This window comes from Roseovarius sp. TE539, from assembly GCF_003298505.1.
Classification (GTDB): domain Bacteria; phylum Pseudomonadota; class Alphaproteobacteria; order Rhodobacterales; family Rhodobacteraceae; genus Roseovarius.
Genome location: NZ_QNGB01000016.1, coordinates 23671 through 39972, shown reverse-complemented (window position 1 = coordinate 39972; position 16302 = coordinate 23671). Strand labels below are relative to the sequence as shown.

Genomic DNA, 16302 nt, shown 5'->3' with positions numbered 1-16302 from the left:
GGCTGCGCCGGACCAGTCGGCTACGCGAACAGGACCCCTCCCAGGACCACCAGCCCGAGTGCTGCCCCCCAACCGCGCCACAGCGCCTTGCAGGCCGCGTCCACGGAATTTGCGCCAATGCGTTTCTCCCCCGTTTCATTGACGAACGGGTAATCCCGCAAACGGCCGTCATAGGCACGTGGCCCCGACAGGGCCACGCCAAGCGCCCGGGCCATCGCCGCCTCGGGCCAACCCGCGTTCGGGGACCGGTGCAGGCGCGCATCCTCTGCAATCGCGGGCAGGTCGCGCCATCTTCCGTGAACGGCGGCGACAAGCACCGCGGTCAGCCGTGCCGGGATCAAGTTGAGAAGGTCGTCGAACCGCGCCGCGGCCCAGCCGAAATCGCGGTGGCGGTCGGTCCGGTAGCCGATCATGCTGTCTGCGGTGTTGGTGATCTTGTAGAGAAGCAACCCCGGCAAACCGCCGACCAGGAACCAGAACGCCGGGGCGATGACGCCGTCGCTGAGGTTTTCCGCTGCCGATTCGATTGCCGCGCGGGCGATGGATGGCGCATCCATTTCCGCAGTGTCGCGCCCCACGATCCGGGACACCGCGATCCGCGCGTCGCCCACCGAAATACGAAGGGCCTGTGCCACGGCGCGCACATGATCGACCAGTGAACGCTGAGAGATCAGCACCGCCGCCAGGATCATCTCTACCGGCCAGCCGCCGACGCTCAGCACCGCCCCGAGAAAAACCGCCACCACGCCGAGCGCCGCCATCGCGACGCCCCCCCTGAGCGTCCTGTTGTCGCCGGTGTTGAGCCGTGAATCCGCAAGCTCCACCGCCCGGCCCATCAGCACCGCGGGATGCATCACCCGGTCCCAGAGCCAACGAGGTTCGCCAAGGGCGGCGTCCAGCAGCAGGGCACCGGCGAGAATTGCGGCGGCGCTCATATCGCCGCCTCCAGACGTGCCCAATCACCCGGGGCCGGCAGGCCCAGCCGGATCAGGCTGTCCGACCACGGAAAGATCCGGGTCCAAACATGATGGCGCGCCAGCCGTTCCTGCCATGCGCCGGCATCGGTCACATCATAGAGTCGAAACAGGGATGTGCCCCCCATGCAGCGTGCGCCGGCCCGGCCCATCAATGCATCAAGCCGGGCTGCATCCTCGTTCAACCGCGTGCGCGTGGATTTTGACCATTCATCGTCGGCAAGGGCCACGGTGCCGATTCTCAGCGCCGGACCGGACACCGGCCACGGCCCCAGCATCGTGGCCAACGGACCGATCAGGTCCGGCGGGCCGATGGCGAAGCCCAGCCGGAGACCAGCCAGACCCCAGAACTTGCCAAAGCTCTTGATCACGACGATGCCGGGCCGCTCGGCGTTGCCGATCAGTGACCGGTCGGGCGCGACATCGGCGAAACTTTCGTCGATCACCGTGAAGGGTGCGGTCAGGTCACTGCGCGTGTACCAGTGCCCCGTGGGATTGTTGGGATGCACGATGACCCGCGCATCCGGCGCCTTGTCGGACTTCGCCCAGCCGTGAGCGGCAAACGCGGCGGCGTGCTCGTTATAGGTGGGGGCGGGAATGTGAACGCGCCCCGCGGGCCTGAGGCCCGGCAATTTCGCGATCAGCGCCGAGGCCCCCGGAGCGGCCAGGAGCGCGGCGTCTTCGGGGATGGTCCAGTGTGCGCGCGCAGCACGCTCCAGCGCCGATTGTTCATTTGCATCCGGCAACGCGGACCACACACCATCGGGCAGATTCGGAATCGGATAAGGAACCGGGTTTATCCCGGTGGAAAGGTCGATCCAGCCTTCCCGGCTGCCGCCGTGGCGTGAAATGGCGGCATCAAGGTTTCCACCATGGTCGCGCGTACCGGTCAATCCTTGTCATCCTCGGACGGAAGGGGCGGATGGCGGGTGACAAAATGGCCCTTGACGCCCTGCGGCCAGTCGCGGAACGGAACGCGGCCTGTCTCGCTTGCGGCATGCATCTCGGCGTAGTCGACTATGGCGCGCGCCGCCTCTTCAGCCGGGGCGAAGCGCCCAAGCGTATAGGCCAGCTTGCCATTCGCCTGCACGGCCACGTTGCAGCCATGTTTGCAGCCCATCAGGCAAGACACCCTCCGCGTGCGGACGTTGCGGCCCCCGGCGTGCCGTTCGACCAGTTCGGCCATCTCTTCGCCATGCGTCCGCTCATGGGTGTTTTCGTCCCAGTCGTCACGTTTGCATGTGTCGCAGATGGTGATCCAGGTTGTCATGTGCCCTCGCCGCTTGCTGTCTGGTTCTATGAAACGGAAATTGCAGGGCAGGGCAAGCGGCTTCGCCACGTCGCAGACGCATCCCGCGCCAGGCCCTCAAACCGCGATGCTTTCGCGCCCGTGCGGCGCCGTGAAATCCGGCACCGGGTTGATCGGGATGATGCGGTGCGGGTTCACGGTATCGTGGCTGTAATGGTAGTGACGCACGATGTGATCGAAATCCACCGTCCTGGCCACGCCCGGCCATTGATAAAGCTCGCGCAGATACCCCCACAGGTTGGGATAATCGACGATCCGCCGCCGGTTGCACTTGAAATGGAGGTGGTAGACCTTGTCGAAGCGCACCAGCGTGGTGAAAAGCCGCCAGTCGGCCTCGGTGATCGTGTCGCCGATCAGGTAACGCCGGTCCGCAAGTCGCGCCTCCAGCCAGTCGAGGCTTTCGAAAAGCGGGTATACCGCCTTTTCGTAGGCGTCCTGAGAGGTGGCGAAACCGGCCTTGTAGACGCCGTTGTTGACGGTGTCGTAGATGCGTGCGTTGACCGCCTCGATCTCGTCGCGATACGCGGCGGGGTAATAATCGTCACCGTTGCCGGTAATCCCGTCGAAAGCCTTGTTGAACATGCGGATGATCTCGGCGGATTCGTTCGAGACGATGGTTTCGCGCTCCCGATCCCACAGGATCGGCACCGTTACCCGGCCGGAAATGCCGGGGTCGGCCTTGAGGTAGATATCCCGTGCATAAGGCACACCGTATAGCAGATCCCCTGTCGCCCCCGGGTAATCGGTGCGGAACTCCCAGCCATCGGACATCATGTCGGGATGCACGACCGAAACACCGATGTGATCCACGAGTCCCTTGAGTTGCCGGAAGATCAGGGTGCGATGCGCCCACGGGCACGCCAGGGCAACGTAGAGATGGTAACGCCCCGTGGCGGCCTGGAAGCCGCCCTCGCCGCTTGGTCCGGCTCTGCCGTCCGCGGTGATCCAATTGCGGAATTTCGAGGTGTCACGCACGAACTTCCCGCCGGTGGATGCGGTGTCGTACCATTCGTCATGCCATTCGCCGTCGACCAGTCTTCCCATTTCGGAGCCTCCTTGTTCGGCGTCTTACCTAGTCTCGTGGAAGCCTTGGTTGAATGCCCGGTGCCGCGCAGGGCGCGTGCACGGCCGCACATGTCGGAAACCGCGGCGTTTCGGGCGTTTCTCTGTTTGCAGCGCAGGTGCAGGACGTCTATACAGAAGGCGGACGATGCCCCACGGACGGGGCCGGAAAGGTGCGTGGAACGGGCCGACCCATGCCGGGGGCCGTCGGACCACATCGTCAGATGCCGGGTGCGCCCGCTCTTTCCCCTTTCCGCCGAGCGACATGAAGACAGGGGAAACCGTCATGAGACCATTCGTTGCACTCACCGCCTTGCTTGGCGCCGGAGCGGCCCAAGCGCATCCCGGCCACCTTGCAGAGGCTGCCGGCCACGGTCACTGGCTGGGTGCGGCAGCGATCGGCGCGGCGATCGCGATCGGGCTATGGGCCGGGCTTCGGGGACGCAGGGGCGAAGACGACACGGAGCAGGCCGAAGCCGATCCGGTCGAAGACGACGCCGCGGAGGCCTGAGCGAATGGCCCGGACCGGTGTGATGATCTGCGGCCACGGCTCGCGCAGCCAGTCGGCAGTCGATGAGTTCGCGAGCCTTGCTCAAAAGCTGCCTCCCTACCTCCCCGCGGACTGGGAGATGGAATACGGCTACCTGGAATTTGCCAATCCCGTCATCCGCGATGGTCTGGACAAGCTCCGTGACCGGGGTTGCGATCGTATTTTCGCGGTGCCCGGAATGCTGTTTGCGGCGATGCACTCCAAGAACGATATCCCGACCGTTCTCAACACCTACGCGGCAACCCACGGGATCGAGGTGTCATATGGCCGCGAACTTGGTGTAGACCCCAAGATGATCGCCGCCGCCGGTGCCCGGGTGCAAGAGGCGCTGGACCGCGCGAACGCCGCGAGCGGTCAGGTCAGCCTGCATGACACCTGCCTCGTGGTGATCGGTCGTGGCGCGTCCGACCCGGACGCCAACGCCAACGTCGCCAAGATCGCCCGCCTGCTGCAGGAAGGCATGGGCTTCGGCTGGTGCGAGGTGGGATACTCCGGTGTCACCTTCCCGCTGGTCGAACCCTGCCTGCAGCACGTGGCGCGGCTTGGCTACAAGCGCGTGATGGTGTTCCCCTACTTCCTGTTTTCGGGGATCCTGATCGACCGGATCTACGGCTTCACCGATCAGGTGGCCTGCGCGCACCCGGAGATCGAATTCGTCAAGGCGGGCTACCTTGGCGATCACCCAAAAGTTCTTGAGACATTCGCGGAACGGGTGAGCGAACAGGCTGGTGCCAACCCGCCGCCCAACTGCGGTACCTGCCAGTACCGGACCCAGATCCTGGCCGTCGAAGGACAGGATGCACGCCGGATAACGCCGGAACAGCGTGCTGCAATCGCGGCCGAGAAGGGTGCCGGCCACCCGGCCTTCAGTGATGTGCCGCCGCCGACCTGCGTCATGTGCAAGTACCGCACACAGGTGCTTGGTTTCGAAGCGGAGGTGGGTGCGGTCCAGGAAAGTCACCACCACCATGTGGAGGGCCAGGGGGCCAGCGCGCCGGGCTCCAATGTCGAGGATTGCACCCTGTGCACCACTTTCTGCACCGGGCTGTGCCGGCTGGAGCTGCAGGATCAGCACCGCCACCACCACCATCATCACCATGGTCATGACCACGGGGACGATCACCATCATCACCACCATGCAGAGTACCCGCACGCCGATCACCCCCTGGGCCCGGAAAGCGCGCGTGGCGGGCGTCCCTGAGCCGTTCTTATTGGTGCCGGAAACACCCCCGCCGGACACTGCCGGCGGCTGCGGTCATCGCAAAGGTCCGATCGTGCGTCCCTATGAGAAAAACCCCTCGGCCATCTATGCCGAAAGTTTTGCCACCGTCCGCCGGGAGGCGCGCCTGTCGCGGTTCACCCCGGGCATGGAGGCGCTGGCGATCCGCATCATCCATGCCTGCGGGATGATCGACGTCGCGGACCGGCTCGCGTTCTCCGACAATGCCTCTTCGGCGGGCCGCGCCGCCCTCGACTCGGGGGCCCCCGTACTGTGTGACTGCGAGATGGTGGCGGCCGGTATCATCCGCCGGCACTTGCCACGTGACAACGCGGTGATAGTGACCCTGAACGATCCGGCCGTGCCCGGGCTGGCACGGCAGATCGGAAACACCCGCTCGGCCGCGGCGGTGGAACTGTGGACGGACCGTCTCGAAGGGGCGGTCGTGGCGATCGGGAATGCTCCGACAGCGCTTTTCCACCTGCTTGAACGCCTCGAGGCCGGCGCGCCGAAACCTGCATTGATATTGGGATTTCCCGTCGGTTTCGTGGGTGCGGCGGAGTCGAAGGCGGAACTGGCTTCTGATCCTCGCGGCTGCGAGTTCATAGCGCTGCGCGGGCGGCGGGGCGGCTCGGCCATGACATCGGCGGCTGTCAACGCCTTGGCCGCGGGTTTGCGGGAGGCGGACGCGTGAGGGCCGTGCTCGTCGCGCCCTTGCAGGCGCGCCTCGCGAACCCCGCACGCAAGGGAGGGGAGAGCGGTGGCTGAACCCTGGCTGCATATCGTCGGCATCGGCGAGGACGGCATGGACGGGCTTCTGCCGGCGACCCGTGCGATCGTCGAGGCCGCCGAGGTCATCGTCGGCGGAGATCGTCATCACCGGTTGTCCGACAGCCTGCACGCCGAACGCGTGGCGTGGCCGTCGCCATTCGACGCACTGATCGAAATGTTGCGGTCCATGCGAGGCCGGAGAGTGGTGGTGCTGGCCACCGGAGACCCGCTGTGGTTTTCCGTCGGCGCCCGTATCGGGCGTGCCATCGACCCCGCCGAGATCATCTATCATCCGCAGGTTTCGGCGTTTCAGCTTGCCGCCGCGCGGATGGGCTGGTCGTTGCCGGATGTCGAGACGCTGACCGTGCATGGACGTCCCGTCGAACAGATGATCGCCTTCGTACAGCCGCGGGCGAGGCTCCTGATCCTTACGACGGGAGAAGACACGCCCGCACGGATCGCCGAATTCCTGGAAAGCCGGGGCTTCGGGGAATCCCGGATGACGGTCCTGGCCGCAATGGGCGGGCCGGACGAGGCGCGGTTCGACGGGCTGGCCGAAAGCTGGTCTCAAGAGGTGCCTGCCTTCAACACCCTGGCGGTGGAGTGTGTCGCCGGGCCGGACGCGGTGGTTTCTTCGCGGGTGCCGGGCCTGGATGACGGTCTGTTCGAACATGACGGAACCATGACCAAGCGGGAGGTTCGCGCCGCCACACTGGCCAGGCTCATGCCGATGCGCGGGGCGCTCCTCTGGGATATCGGGGCCGGGTGCGGGTCAATCGCGGTGGAATGGATGCGCGGCGCGCGCGATGCCCGCGCGGTGGGAATTGAACCGCGGGCCGATCGCCGCGCCATGGCGGCGGCGAACGCGCTTGCCCTCGGGGTTCCGAAACTGGATCTGGTTGATGGCCGGGCACCCGCCGCCCTCAAGGGGCTTGAGGCACCGGATGCGGTCTTCATCGGGGGTGGTCTGGCGCCGGACACGTTCGATGCGGCCTGGGCCGCGCTGCGCCCGCTGGGCCGGCTTGTATGCAATGCCGTGACGCTGGAAAGCGAGGCCGTGCTGCTGGACCTGCATGCACGTCATGGCGGCGATCTGGTCAGGATGCAGGTCAGCCGCGCCGTGCCGGTTGGCGGGCTGACCGGCTGGCGCCCGATGATGCCGGTCACGCAATGGAGCCTGGTCAAGCGATGACGGAAGCGGGAATCAATCCGGTGGCAATACTGACCGGAAGAAGCCGAAAGGGGCGTATGTCTTGAGCGGGGTGCTTTATGGCGTCGGCGTCGGGCCCGGTGATCCCGAACTGATGACGCTCAGGGCGCATCGGTTGATTTCCGGGGCCAAAGTAGTGGCCTATCCCGCGCTTGCCGGTGCGGAAAGCTTCGCCCGTTCCATTGCCGCCGAACTAATTCCGCGAGCCGCAAGGGAAATCGTGCTCGACGTGCCGATGACCACCGAGCGCGGGCCGGCGCAGGTTGCGTACGACGCGGGCGCCGAACGGATTGCCGAAGCTCTGGACACGGGGCGCGACGTGATCTGCCTTTGCGAGGGGGATCCGTTCTTTTACGGCTCCTTCATGTATCTCTTCGCCCGGCTCAGCACCCGCTATCCGGTCGAGGTGGTGCCCGGCGTGACATCCGTGACCACATGTGCGGCCGCGGCCGGAGTGCCGCTGACAGCTCGCAACGAGCGGTTGACAGTGCTGCCCGGTCCGCTGCCGGAGCCGGAACTGCGTGACCGGATCGAAGGCGCGGAAAGCGTGGCGATCATGAAGGTCGGCCGCCATCTGGCGAAGGTCCGGGCCGTGATCGACGCTCTTGGCCTGACGCGCCGTGCGGTCTATGTCGAACGCGCCAGCCTTTCCTCGGAACTTGTTTGCCCACTGGCCGAAGCCCCTGAAAAGGCGCCCTATTTCTCGATGATACTTCTGACGAAAGGGACTGACCCATGGCTGTAACGCCGGTTGTTCTGGCGCTCTCGCGCTCGGGTGAGGTGACCGCGCATCGTGTTGCCGGCATGATCGGGGCGCAGGTGCATGGCCGCGAGAAACGGGTTGAACGCGCCGATGCCACCTTCGCCAACGCGCTGGAACATGTGCGTGGACTTTTTGCCGCCGGTGTTCCGGTGGTGGGCGTTTGTGCCAGCGGGATCCTGATCCGGGCGGTCGCGCCGATGCTGGGCGACAAGCGCACTGAGCCGCCGGTTGTTTCGATCTCCGATGACGGGTCGGTCGTGGTCCCGTTGCTCGGCGGGCATCGCGGGGCCAACCGGCTGGCCCGGCGCATCGCCACCGGGCTGGAGGCTGCGGCGGCGGTGACCACCGCGGGAGACGTTTCGGTCGGCATCGCGCTCGATGAGCCGCCGGCGGGCTATCGCCTTGCCAACCCGGAAGATGCCAGGACGGCGATGGCGGCCCTTCTGGCCGGTGAGGGTGCGCGTGTCACGGGCGAGAATATCTTCGAACTGGCCGAGGACGCGGATGCAGCGGTCGAACTGGTGGTCACCGAGGCGCCCGTGCAGGGGGGCGACAAGCGCCTCGTCTATCATCCTCAGCAATTCGTGCTGGGGGTGGGATGCGCCCGCGATGCCGATCCCGAAGAGCTCTGGGGCCTCGTGAAATCGACCCTCGCCGAAGCCGGCATCGCACGCGGTGCGGTGGCCTGCGTGACAACAATCGAGCTCAAGGCCGACGAACCGGCAGTCATCCAGCTCGCGGCGCGGCTCGAAGTGCCTCTGCGGCTCTTCAGTGCGGAGGAACTGGAAGCGCAGAGTGCGCGGCTCGCCAACCCGTCGGATGTGGTCTTTGCCGAGGTTGGCTGTCATGGCGTCGCCGAAGGCGCGGCGCTGGCTGGCGGCGGCGAACTGGCGATCGAAAAGCGCAAGACCGCCAACGCGACCTGCGCCGTGGGACGTGCTTCGGCGCCGCTTGCCGCGGTGCCGGGGCGCGGACGCGGGAAGCTGAGTGTCGTCGGGATCGGTCCGGGGCAGGCCGGCTGGCGCACGCCCGAAGTCTCGGCGCTTGTCGCGGAGGCCGATGAGCTTGTCGGATACGGGCTTTACTTAGATCTGCTCGGGCCGCTCGCGGCGGGCAAGGCGCGGTCGGATTTCCCTCTGGGCGGCGAGGAGGCACGCTGCCGCTATGCGCTGGAACAGGCCGGACAGGGCCGCAATGTCGCGCTTGTCTGTTCGGGGGATGCCGGAATTTACGCCATGGGCGCGCTGGTTTTCGAATTGCTGGATCGGGGCCCCGGCGAACACGGCGTCAGCGACGCGGCACGCCGCACCGAGGTGGTGTGCTCGCCGGGTGTATCGGCGCTGCAGGCCGCGGCGGCGCGGGCCGGTGCACCACTCGGCCACGATTTCTGCACCATCTCCCTGAGCGATCTTCTGACTCCGCGCGCGGACATCCTGTCGCGTCTCAAGGCCGCGGCCGAGGGGGATTTCGTGATCGCCTTCTACAACCCCGTTTCCCGGACCCGGCGGACCCTCCTGGCCGAGGCTCGGGACATCCTGCTGCAGCATCGCCCGCCGGACACTCCGGTGATGCTGGCAACCTCGCTGGGGCGGGCAGAAGAACATCTTTGTTACCGGCGCCTCGATGCGCTGGAGGTCGATGAGGTGGACATGCTTACCGTGGTGCTGGTCGGGTCGAGCAATTCGCGCCTTGCCGAACTGGGCGAGGGGCCGCGCATGTTCACGCCGCGTGGCTATGCGCGCAAGATAGACGGTGATCTTGCCGTGCGGGCCAAGGAATGAAGTGTTCCGCCGTGATCAGGATATTCGGGAACAACGGACGAGAGGCTGTGACATGACCGTCTATTTCATCGGTGCCGGGCCGGGTGACCCGGAGCTTCTGACAAGGAAGGCAGAGCGGCTCATCGGCGCCTGCCCGGTCTGCCTTTACGCGGGGTCTCTGGTGCCGCCCGAGGTGGTGGCTTGCGCGCCACCCGGCGCCTTGGTGCGTGACACGGCCCCGATGACGCTGGAGGAAACGCATGCCGAGATCGTGGCGGCGCACCGGCGTGGCGAGGATGTGGCGCGCGTGCATTCCGGCGACCCGTCACTTTACGGCGCGATTGCAGAACAGATCCGTCGGCTGCGCGCCGACGATATCGAGTACGCGATAATACCCGGTGTTCCCGCTTATGCCGCCGCGGCCGCCGCGCTCGGCCAGGAGTTGACCGTGCCCGAGGTGGCCCAGTCCATCGTGCTTACGCGGGTGTCGATGAAGTCGACGTCCATGCCACCGCGCGAGAAGCTGGAGGTTTTTGCCCGCTCGGGCGCAACGCTCGCCATTCATCTCGGCGTTCGCAACCTCCGTGAAATCCAGCGTGTGCTGACACCGCATTATGGCCCCGACTGCCCGGTTGTGGTGGCCTATCGCGTGGGCTGGCCGGACGAGATGTTCATTCGCGGGACACTGACCGATATTCAGGCGAAGGTCCGTGCCGCGAAGATCACACGTACCGCTCTGACGCTGGTTGGCCCTGTATTGGGGGAAATCCCGGATTTCCGCGACAGTGCCCTCTATGATCCCGCGGCGCCTCATGTCTTGCGCCCGAAAGCGGTTGTAAAAGAGTGACTTTTCGAAAAAATGCATGCGCATTCACTTGATCGAAACAAATGCGTGTCAGATCCTGCCGATATATGCTTGCGGAGGCGCGGCGATGACGACATTTCTTCCTGACGAGGTGCAGGCCGGGCTTGACGCCGCACGCAAGCGTGATCTGCGCCGCAAGAGCCGTCTGCGGATCCATGCCGGCGACGAGGTCTATCGCGTCCTGCGATCCTGGGACGGCGGTTTTGCCCTCGATGCGGATACGGCGCCGCATCTGCGTGGCCTGGTCGAGATGCATGAGGGCAGCCAGCACCTGTCCAACTGCCTGATCGTCGCCTCCGAGGAAGAAGCGGGCGAAATCCGTTTCGAATACAAGCGCACCACGGAAGCGACGGCGGAACAGCCACTCGATTTCGAGCGGCCAATGAACGCGCCGGTTGCCCTGTTGGGGAAGGGCTGAGCCCGTTCTGCGTCCTTTGCGTTACTGCAAATCCGAGAACGCTGCCTGAAGGCGGGAAACTGCCTCGGCGATCTGCGCCCGCGGCATCCCGATGTTGAACCGCAGGAATGTCTCGCCGCCGCTCCCGAAGGTGGCGCCGTAATTCACCGCGATCCGTGCATCGCGGTTGACGCGTGTCTTGATTTCCTCCGGGCTCATGCCGGTTCCCGCGAAATCAACCCATGAAAGATAGGTCGATTCCATCGGCATTGATACGACGCCGGGAATGGCGTTGACGCCTTCGTCGAACAGCCTCCGGTTCCCGTCGAGATAAACCACCAGCTCATCCACCCAGGCCGCCCCTTCCGGGCTGTAGGCGCCGGTCGTCATGGCAACACCGAAATCATGGATGGCCGTGGACAGCGCCGCCATGCGTGCCTTGATCTTGCGGCGCAGGGGCTCAGCCTGCACGATGACCTGCCCGCAATGCGCCCCGGCGATATTGAAGGTCTTGGAGGGCGCCGTCAGCATGATCAGCCGGTCGGTAATTCCGGGATCGGCCAGCGGCATCGGCAGGTGCCGGTTGTCGCCGAATACGAGATCCTGATGCACCTCGTCCGAAACCAGCAGCAAGTCGTGCCGGCGGCAGAAATCGGCCACGGCGCGCAGTTCTTCAAGGGTCCAGACCCGGCCACCGGGATTATGCGGCGAACACAGGACAACCATGCGCTCGTGCCCTGACAGCAGGTTGTCGTAATGATCGAAATCCATCTCGTAGCGTCCATCGTTCAGCGCCAGCGGGCATTCCACCACTTCGCGCCCCGCGGACCGGATCACCCGCGCGAAGGCGTGGTAGACGGGTGTGAAGAGGATCACGCCATCCCCCTCTGCGGTCAGGGCGTCCAGGGTCAGGCCGAGCCCGTTGCACAGCCCGCTTGCGGTGAGGATCCAGTCATGCTCGACCGTCCAGCCATGGCGGTTCTTCATCCACCACGCAATTGCGTCCTTGTAAGGCCCGTAATCCCCCAGATATCCATAGAAGCCATGCGCGAGTTTCTGGCGCACCGCGTCCTGCACACACTCGGGCGAGCGGAAATCCATGTCGGCCACCCACATCGCCAGCCCGTCATCGGGGGAAACGCCGTATACCTCCTCCATCTTGTCCCACTTGTTGGACAGATGGCCACGCCGGTCGATGATCTGGTCGAAATCCATGCTTGCCTCCGCGTTATTCGGTGCGCACGCTACCGGATCGGGCCTCATGTGCAAGGGGCGTTGCGGTCGGCGCCGCCATGTCCTAAATCATTCTCATGAAACGGCCCATTGTCCTGCATCCTGATCCCCGCCTGAAGAAGGTTTGCGCCCCTGTCAGCGACCTGAGCGAGGCACGGCTGAAGCTGGCCGAGGACATGCTGGAGACGATGTATGACGCCCCCGGCATCGGCCTTGCCGCGCCGCAGGTGGGTGTGCCGGAGCGCCTGATCGTCCTGGATTGCGAAAAGACCGAAGAGGCCACGCCGCACCCGATGGTCATGTTCAACCCGGAAATCGTCGCGCGCAGCGACGAGCTCAACGTCTACGAGGAAGGCTGCCTTTCCATCCCCGAGCATTTTGCGGACGTCACGCGGCCGGCCTCGGTGCAGGTCCGCTGGATTGATACAAGCGGCAACGAGCGGGAGGCGGAATTCGACGGCCTGTGGGCCACATGTGTGCAGCATGAGATCGACCACTTGAACGGCAGGCTTTTCATCGACTACCTCGGCGCGATGAAGCGTCAGATGATCACCCGTAAAATGGCCAAGCTCAAGCGTGAGAAGGCGCGCGCGTGACCGGGCAATGACTGTGCGCCGCTGCATTCCCTGGCCCGACCGTCGCCTCAGAAGCCGGGCTGTGGCAGTGGACACCATCAGCAATACCGTTCTCGGGATCTGGCGGGACATGATCGACACGATGGAGGCGATGCCGGGCGTGGGGCTGGCAGCACCGCAGATCGGCGAGTTGAGCCGCCTTGCCGTGGTCGATGCCAGTGATGGGCGCGGTCAGGCCGTGCGCATGGCCAACCCGGAGATCCTGCACTCCAGTGTCACCCTGCGCCCGCATGAGGAGGCAAGCCCCAACCTGCCCGGCGTATCGGCCCGGATCGAACGGCCCCGCGCCGTCACCGTGCGGTTCCTCAACGCCTGTGGCGAAATCGAAGAGCGTGAATTCACCGGGCTCTGGGCAACCAGCGTGCAGCACCAGGTCGACCATCTGGACGGGCGGATGTACTTCGACCGGCTCAGCAAGGTCAAGCGTGACATTCTGCTCAGGAAGGCCCGTAAGGTAACAGGATGAATGGATGCGCGTGATCTTCATGGGTACGCCCGACTTCTCGGTCCCGGCGCTCGATGCGCTGGTCGGTGCGGGGCACGAGATCGCTGCGGTATACTGCCAGCCGCCGCGCCCGGCGGGCCGCGGCAAGAAACCCCGTCCCTCACCGGTGCAGGACCGCGCCACGGAACTGAACCTGCCGGTCCGTCATCCCGAAAGCCTTAAAGGGGCGGCGGAACAGGCGGAGTTCGCCGCGCTTGATGCAGATGTGGCGGTGGTGGTGGCCTACGGGTTGCTTCTGCCGCGGCCGGTTCTTGATGCGCCACGGCACGGGTGCCTGAATATCCATGCCTCCCTTTTGCCGCGCTGGCGTGGGGCGGCGCCCATCCAGCGCGCGATCATGGCCGGAGATTCCGAAACCGGCGTTTGCATCATGCGTATGGAGGCGGGGCTGGACACGGGGCCTGTGCTGCTGCGCCGGGCCACCCCGATCACCGCGCAGGACACGGCCCTGACGCTGCATGACCGGTTGGCGCGGATGGGTGCGCAGCTGATCATCGAGGCACTGAAATATATTGATAACCTGCGCCCCGAAACCCAGCCCGAGGCGGGCGCGACCTACGCCGCCAAGATCGATAAGTCCGAGGCACGGATTGACTGGAGCGCGCCGGCGACGCGGGTCGATGCGAAGATTCGCGCCCTGTCGCCCTTTCCCGGCGCCTGGACGGAGATCGACGGTCAGAGGGTGAAGCTGCTGGCCTCCGCACTCGCGCCGGGTCACGGCAATCCCGGCGAGGTGCTTGATGACAAGCCGACAGTGGCCTGTGGCACCGGGGCGGTCCGGCTTTTGCGCTTGCAACGGGCTGGTGGCCGGGCGCAGGATGCGCAGGAGTTCATGCGCGGGCTGGACCTGCCCGCCGGCACGGTTCTCTGACGGCGCGGGCAGGAAAGGGAAAAGCGGATGTTTCCAGTGCTGATCGGAACGGTGGTGATTGCCGGGATCGTCGGCTATGCCAGTGAACGCACCGGGTTCACCCGCAACGGCTATGTCGCGTCCATCGTGATTTGCGTGGGCGGGGCGTTCCTCTTTTATTTCCTGCGCATCATGTTCGGCCTGCGCATCGGCACGCCGGGGATCGACGCGGTGCTGTCTTCGGTGGGGGCGCTGATCATCGTGCCCACGCATTGGCGTCGGCGCAGATAGAGTTCGGGCATGGACGTTGTCTATCTCGTCATTGTCGGGGCCGTGGCCGGGTTTCTGGCAACCCGCCTGATGAAACTTGAAACAGGTATGATCGCCACCGTCGCCATCGGCATTGCGGGCGCCGTGATCGCCGGTCTGGCGCTGCGGATCCTGCTGTCGGTGGTCGGATTCCTGGGCGGGCTTGTCGGGGCGGTTCTGGGTGCTGTCCTGCTTATATGGGTCTGGCAGACCTTCACGAGTGATCAAAGGAAATAATTGCGCTCGGCGGTTGTTTCGGGCCAGCCGTCTCCGTAGGTATCACCCTCGGCCCGATGCGGACCCTGCGGTGTCCGGCTTGAAAGGGGCCATGCCCGCGCGTGCCAACTCATCGGCGCGCTCGTTCTCGGGGTGGCCGGCATGGCCCTTGACCCATTCCCAGGTCACGTCGTGGCGCGCTTGCGCCTCGTCCAGCCGCTGCCAGAGCTCGACATTTTTCACCGGCTTTTTCGCGGAGGTCTTCCAGCCGTTCCGTTTCCAGCCGTGGATCCAGCCGGTGACACCGTTCTTCACGTAGGCGCTGTCGGTGACGATGGTGATCCGGCTGGGTTTCGAAAGTGCCTCGAGCGCGTTGATCGCCGCAAGCAGTTCCATCCGGTTGTTGGTGGTCGCCGCCTCGCCGCCGGAGAGTTCGCGTTCCTTCACCACCGTGCCGTCCTGCGTGGCCTGCAACAGCACGCCCCAGCCTCCGGGGCCGGGGTTACCGGAACAGGCACCGTCGGTATAGGCGCGCAGCTCAGCCATGGGCGGCCATCACGATCCAGCCCTCGGGGTGGCCGGCCATGCCCTCGGCGGTGCCGAACCAGCAATCGCCCGGGCGCAGGCCCGCCCCGGTCAGCAGGCGTTCCAGCTCCTCGCGTTCATAGTACTCGTAATGGCGGTCCAGCCGGTCCCGGCCGCCGCCGCTGCCGCGCTTGAGCCCGAGAAACAGCACGCCGCCCGGCCTTAGCGCCGTGGCGATCCGCGCCAGGTGGTCCGGCATGTCCCCGCGCGGGGCGTGCAGGAGGCTGAAATAGGCCCAGACCCCGTCATAGGCATCGCGTTCGTCAAGGTCCTCGAACCGTCCCAGCCGGGCCGAAACGCCGGGCAGCTTGGCGGTGCGTTCCACCATCGCCTCGGCCGCGTCGAGGGCCCAGACCTGCAGGCCGGCCTCGGCCATGCGCAGGGCGTAGTGCCCCGCCCCGCAGCCCAGGTCAAGCACCCGCCCGCCCGCGGGGCAGGCGGCGATGAAGCGCCCGATCATCGGGTCGCCGGCGGCCTCGCGGTCCATCATCGCGGCATATGCGTCGGACTGGCGGTTGTAGACCGCAAGCGTTCGCGCGTCACTCATGCGAAGATCACCCCGATCGCCAGGCAGGCCAGCACCGCCAGCGTCAGCGGCAGCCGCAGCGCCAGCCACCAGATCGGCGCGGCCCCGTTGCGCCAGAAGAACCAGTCAAGCACCAAGAGCCCCGCAAAGCCCGCCATAAGCGAGACACCGGCCCCGGCAGGGCCCCCGCCGGTCATGAAGAAGGCCCAGAGCGCCGGGATCACCGACAGCGTGTAGCCCGCACCGGCCTGAGCGCCGTCGAGCCGTGTCGCGAACCCCCAGAGCACGCCGGACATGAACGAAAGGATGATCGCCCCGTAAAACAGCATCACATAGGGCCCGGAAAAGCGCGGCCCGATCGTCTTCACGGTCCAGAAGGCAAGGTCGGGTACCAGCACCGTGACCGCCCCCCAGAAAAACGGGATCAGGCCGGCAAATCCGAGGACGAGGGCAGGGCGCGGGATTATCATGCGCGGCAACATGGCGTGAAGGGCATGGCGTGGCAAGGGCGGAATGGGCCGGCCCGTGCCGTCCTTCGCCGATCGCACGCGCCACCCCGTCCT

21 protein-coding genes are annotated in these 16302 nt (G+C 65.8%); 13 read left to right on the top strand and 8 right to left on the bottom strand.

Going from position 1 to position 16302, the window contains the following annotated elements; all coding sequences use genetic code 11:
• Positions 1 to 20: 20 nt before the first annotated feature.
• The 4 genes from cbiB to DQW77_RS11310 all read right to left on the bottom strand — a co-directional run bounded on the left by cbiB (position 21) and on the right by DQW77_RS11310 (position 3327).
• Positions 21 to 935, bottom strand: coding sequence for an adenosylcobinamide-phosphate synthase CbiB (gene cbiB, locus DQW77_RS11325; RefSeq protein WP_113258338.1), 915 nt, complete (start codon positions 933 to 935; stop codon positions 21 to 23).
• A complete protein-coding gene (locus DQW77_RS11320) occupies positions 932 to 1867 on the bottom strand; it encodes a threonine-phosphate decarboxylase (RefSeq protein ID WP_113258337.1) in 936 nt (311 codons plus the stop codon). The genes cbiB and DQW77_RS11320 overlap by 4 nt, the downstream gene beginning before the upstream one ends.
• Positions 1864 to 2244: a DUF1636 domain-containing protein gene (locus tag DQW77_RS11315; protein ID WP_113258336.1), complete on the bottom strand. Its 381-nt coding sequence runs from the start codon at positions 2242 to 2244 to the stop codon at positions 1864 to 1866. Before DQW77_RS11315 ends, DQW77_RS11320 begins: the two co-directional genes overlap by 4 nt.
• Before the next feature lie 96 nt (positions 2245 to 2340).
• Positions 2341 to 3327 carry a glutathione S-transferase family protein gene (locus DQW77_RS11310; RefSeq protein WP_113258335.1) on the bottom strand — a complete coding sequence of 329 codons (987 nt, stop codon included), beginning with the start codon at positions 3325 to 3327 and terminating at the stop codon, positions 2341 to 2343.
• A 304-nt stretch (positions 3328 to 3631) separates the two neighbouring features.
• On the opposite strand from DQW77_RS11310, the gene DQW77_RS11305 reads away from it, so the two are divergent.
• The 8 genes from DQW77_RS11305 (at position 3632) to DQW77_RS11270 (ending at position 10901) form a co-directional block, all read left to right on the top strand.
• Positions 3632 to 3856 (top strand): DUF6732 family protein, encoded by a 225-nt coding sequence (locus tag DQW77_RS11305; protein WP_113258379.1) that lies wholly within the window; start codon positions 3632 to 3634, stop codon positions 3854 to 3856.
• A 4-nt stretch (positions 3857 to 3860) separates the two neighbouring features.
• Positions 3861 to 5096 (top strand): sirohydrochlorin chelatase, encoded by a 1236-nt coding sequence (locus DQW77_RS11300; protein ID WP_113258334.1) that lies wholly within the window; start codon positions 3861 to 3863, stop codon positions 5094 to 5096.
• Positions 5097 to 5169: 73 nt separating this feature from the next.
• The gene (locus tag DQW77_RS11295) at positions 5170 to 5808 is read left to right on the top strand and encodes a precorrin-8X methylmutase (RefSeq protein ID WP_181711249.1); all 639 of its coding nucleotides are present in this window, start codon (positions 5170 to 5172) and stop codon (positions 5806 to 5808) included.
• Between the two features lie 66 nt (positions 5809 to 5874).
• Complete coding sequence (gene cbiE, locus DQW77_RS11290) at positions 5875 to 7077, top strand: precorrin-6y C5,15-methyltransferase (decarboxylating) subunit CbiE (protein WP_113258332.1); 1203 nt, start codon at positions 5875 to 5877, stop codon at positions 7075 to 7077.
• Between the two features lie 61 nt (positions 7078 to 7138).
• On the top strand, positions 7139 to 7840 hold the full coding sequence (gene cobI, locus DQW77_RS11285; RefSeq protein ID WP_113258331.1) for a precorrin-2 C(20)-methyltransferase: 702 nt from the start codon (positions 7139 to 7141) through the stop codon (positions 7838 to 7840).
• Positions 7831 to 9639 (top strand): precorrin-3B C(17)-methyltransferase, encoded by a 1809-nt coding sequence (gene cobJ / locus DQW77_RS11280; RefSeq protein ID WP_113258330.1) that lies wholly within the window; start codon positions 7831 to 7833, stop codon positions 9637 to 9639. Before cobI ends, cobJ begins: the two co-directional genes overlap by 10 nt.
• A 52-nt stretch (positions 9640 to 9691) precedes the next feature.
• Positions 9692 to 10465 carry a precorrin-4 C(11)-methyltransferase gene (gene cobM / locus DQW77_RS11275; protein ID WP_113258329.1) on the top strand — a complete coding sequence of 258 codons (774 nt, stop codon included), beginning with the start codon at positions 9692 to 9694 and terminating at the stop codon, positions 10463 to 10465.
• Positions 10466 to 10550: 85 nt separating this feature from the next.
• Positions 10551 to 10901 (top strand): hypothetical protein, encoded by a 351-nt coding sequence (locus tag DQW77_RS11270; RefSeq protein ID WP_113258378.1) that lies wholly within the window; start codon positions 10551 to 10553, stop codon positions 10899 to 10901.
• Positions 10902 to 10922: 21 nt separating this feature from the next.
• Here the strand turns inward: DQW77_RS11270 and DQW77_RS11265 are convergent, their stop codons facing one another.
• On the bottom strand, positions 10923 to 12095 hold the full coding sequence (locus DQW77_RS11265) for a MalY/PatB family protein (protein WP_113258328.1): 1173 nt from the start codon (positions 12093 to 12095) through the stop codon (positions 10923 to 10925).
• Between the two features lie 95 nt (positions 12096 to 12190).
• On the opposite strand from DQW77_RS11265, the gene def (DQW77_RS11260) reads away from it, so the two are divergent.
• The 5 genes from def (DQW77_RS11260) to DQW77_RS11240 are packed head-to-tail and all read left to right on the top strand — an operon-like array spanning position 12191 to position 14649.
• Complete coding sequence (gene def, locus DQW77_RS11260; RefSeq protein WP_113258327.1) at positions 12191 to 12709, top strand: peptide deformylase; 519 nt, start codon at positions 12191 to 12193, stop codon at positions 12707 to 12709.
• A 7-nt stretch (positions 12710 to 12716) separates the two neighbouring features.
• Positions 12717 to 13214 (top strand): peptide deformylase, encoded by a 498-nt coding sequence (gene def, locus DQW77_RS11255; RefSeq protein ID WP_113258326.1) that lies wholly within the window; start codon positions 12717 to 12719, stop codon positions 13212 to 13214.
• 4 nt (positions 13215 to 13218) lie between these two features.
• Positions 13219 to 14124 carry a methionyl-tRNA formyltransferase gene (fmt, locus tag DQW77_RS11250; protein WP_113258325.1) on the top strand — a complete coding sequence of 302 codons (906 nt, stop codon included), beginning with the start codon at positions 13219 to 13221 and terminating at the stop codon, positions 14122 to 14124.
• Between the two features lie 27 nt (positions 14125 to 14151).
• Entirely contained in the window at positions 14152 to 14394 is a 243-nt protein-coding gene (locus DQW77_RS11245) for a hypothetical protein (RefSeq protein ID WP_113258324.1), read from the top strand.
• A gap of 9 nt (positions 14395 to 14403) precedes the next feature.
• Entirely contained in the window at positions 14404 to 14649 is a 246-nt protein-coding gene (locus DQW77_RS11240) for a GlsB/YeaQ/YmgE family stress response membrane protein (RefSeq protein ID WP_113258323.1), read from the top strand.
• Between the two features lie 42 nt (positions 14650 to 14691).
• Here the strand turns inward: DQW77_RS11240 and rnhA are convergent, their stop codons facing one another.
• From rnhA to DQW77_RS11225, 3 genes are read right to left on the bottom strand one after another with little or no spacing between them, the layout of a single operon-like run.
• On the bottom strand, positions 14692 to 15174 hold the full coding sequence (rnhA, locus tag DQW77_RS11235; protein WP_113258322.1) for a ribonuclease HI: 483 nt from the start codon (positions 15172 to 15174) through the stop codon (positions 14692 to 14694).
• Positions 15167 to 15760 carry a bifunctional 2-polyprenyl-6-hydroxyphenol methylase/3-demethylubiquinol 3-O-methyltransferase UbiG gene (locus DQW77_RS11230; RefSeq protein ID WP_113258321.1) on the bottom strand — a complete coding sequence of 198 codons (594 nt, stop codon included), beginning with the start codon at positions 15758 to 15760 and terminating at the stop codon, positions 15167 to 15169. The genes rnhA and DQW77_RS11230 overlap by 8 nt, the downstream gene beginning before the upstream one ends.
• Complete coding sequence (locus DQW77_RS11225) at positions 15757 to 16221, bottom strand: DUF3429 domain-containing protein (RefSeq protein ID WP_113258320.1); 465 nt, start codon at positions 16219 to 16221, stop codon at positions 15757 to 15759. The genes DQW77_RS11230 and DQW77_RS11225 overlap by 4 nt, the downstream gene beginning before the upstream one ends.
• Positions 16222 to 16302 lie beyond the last annotated feature (81 nt).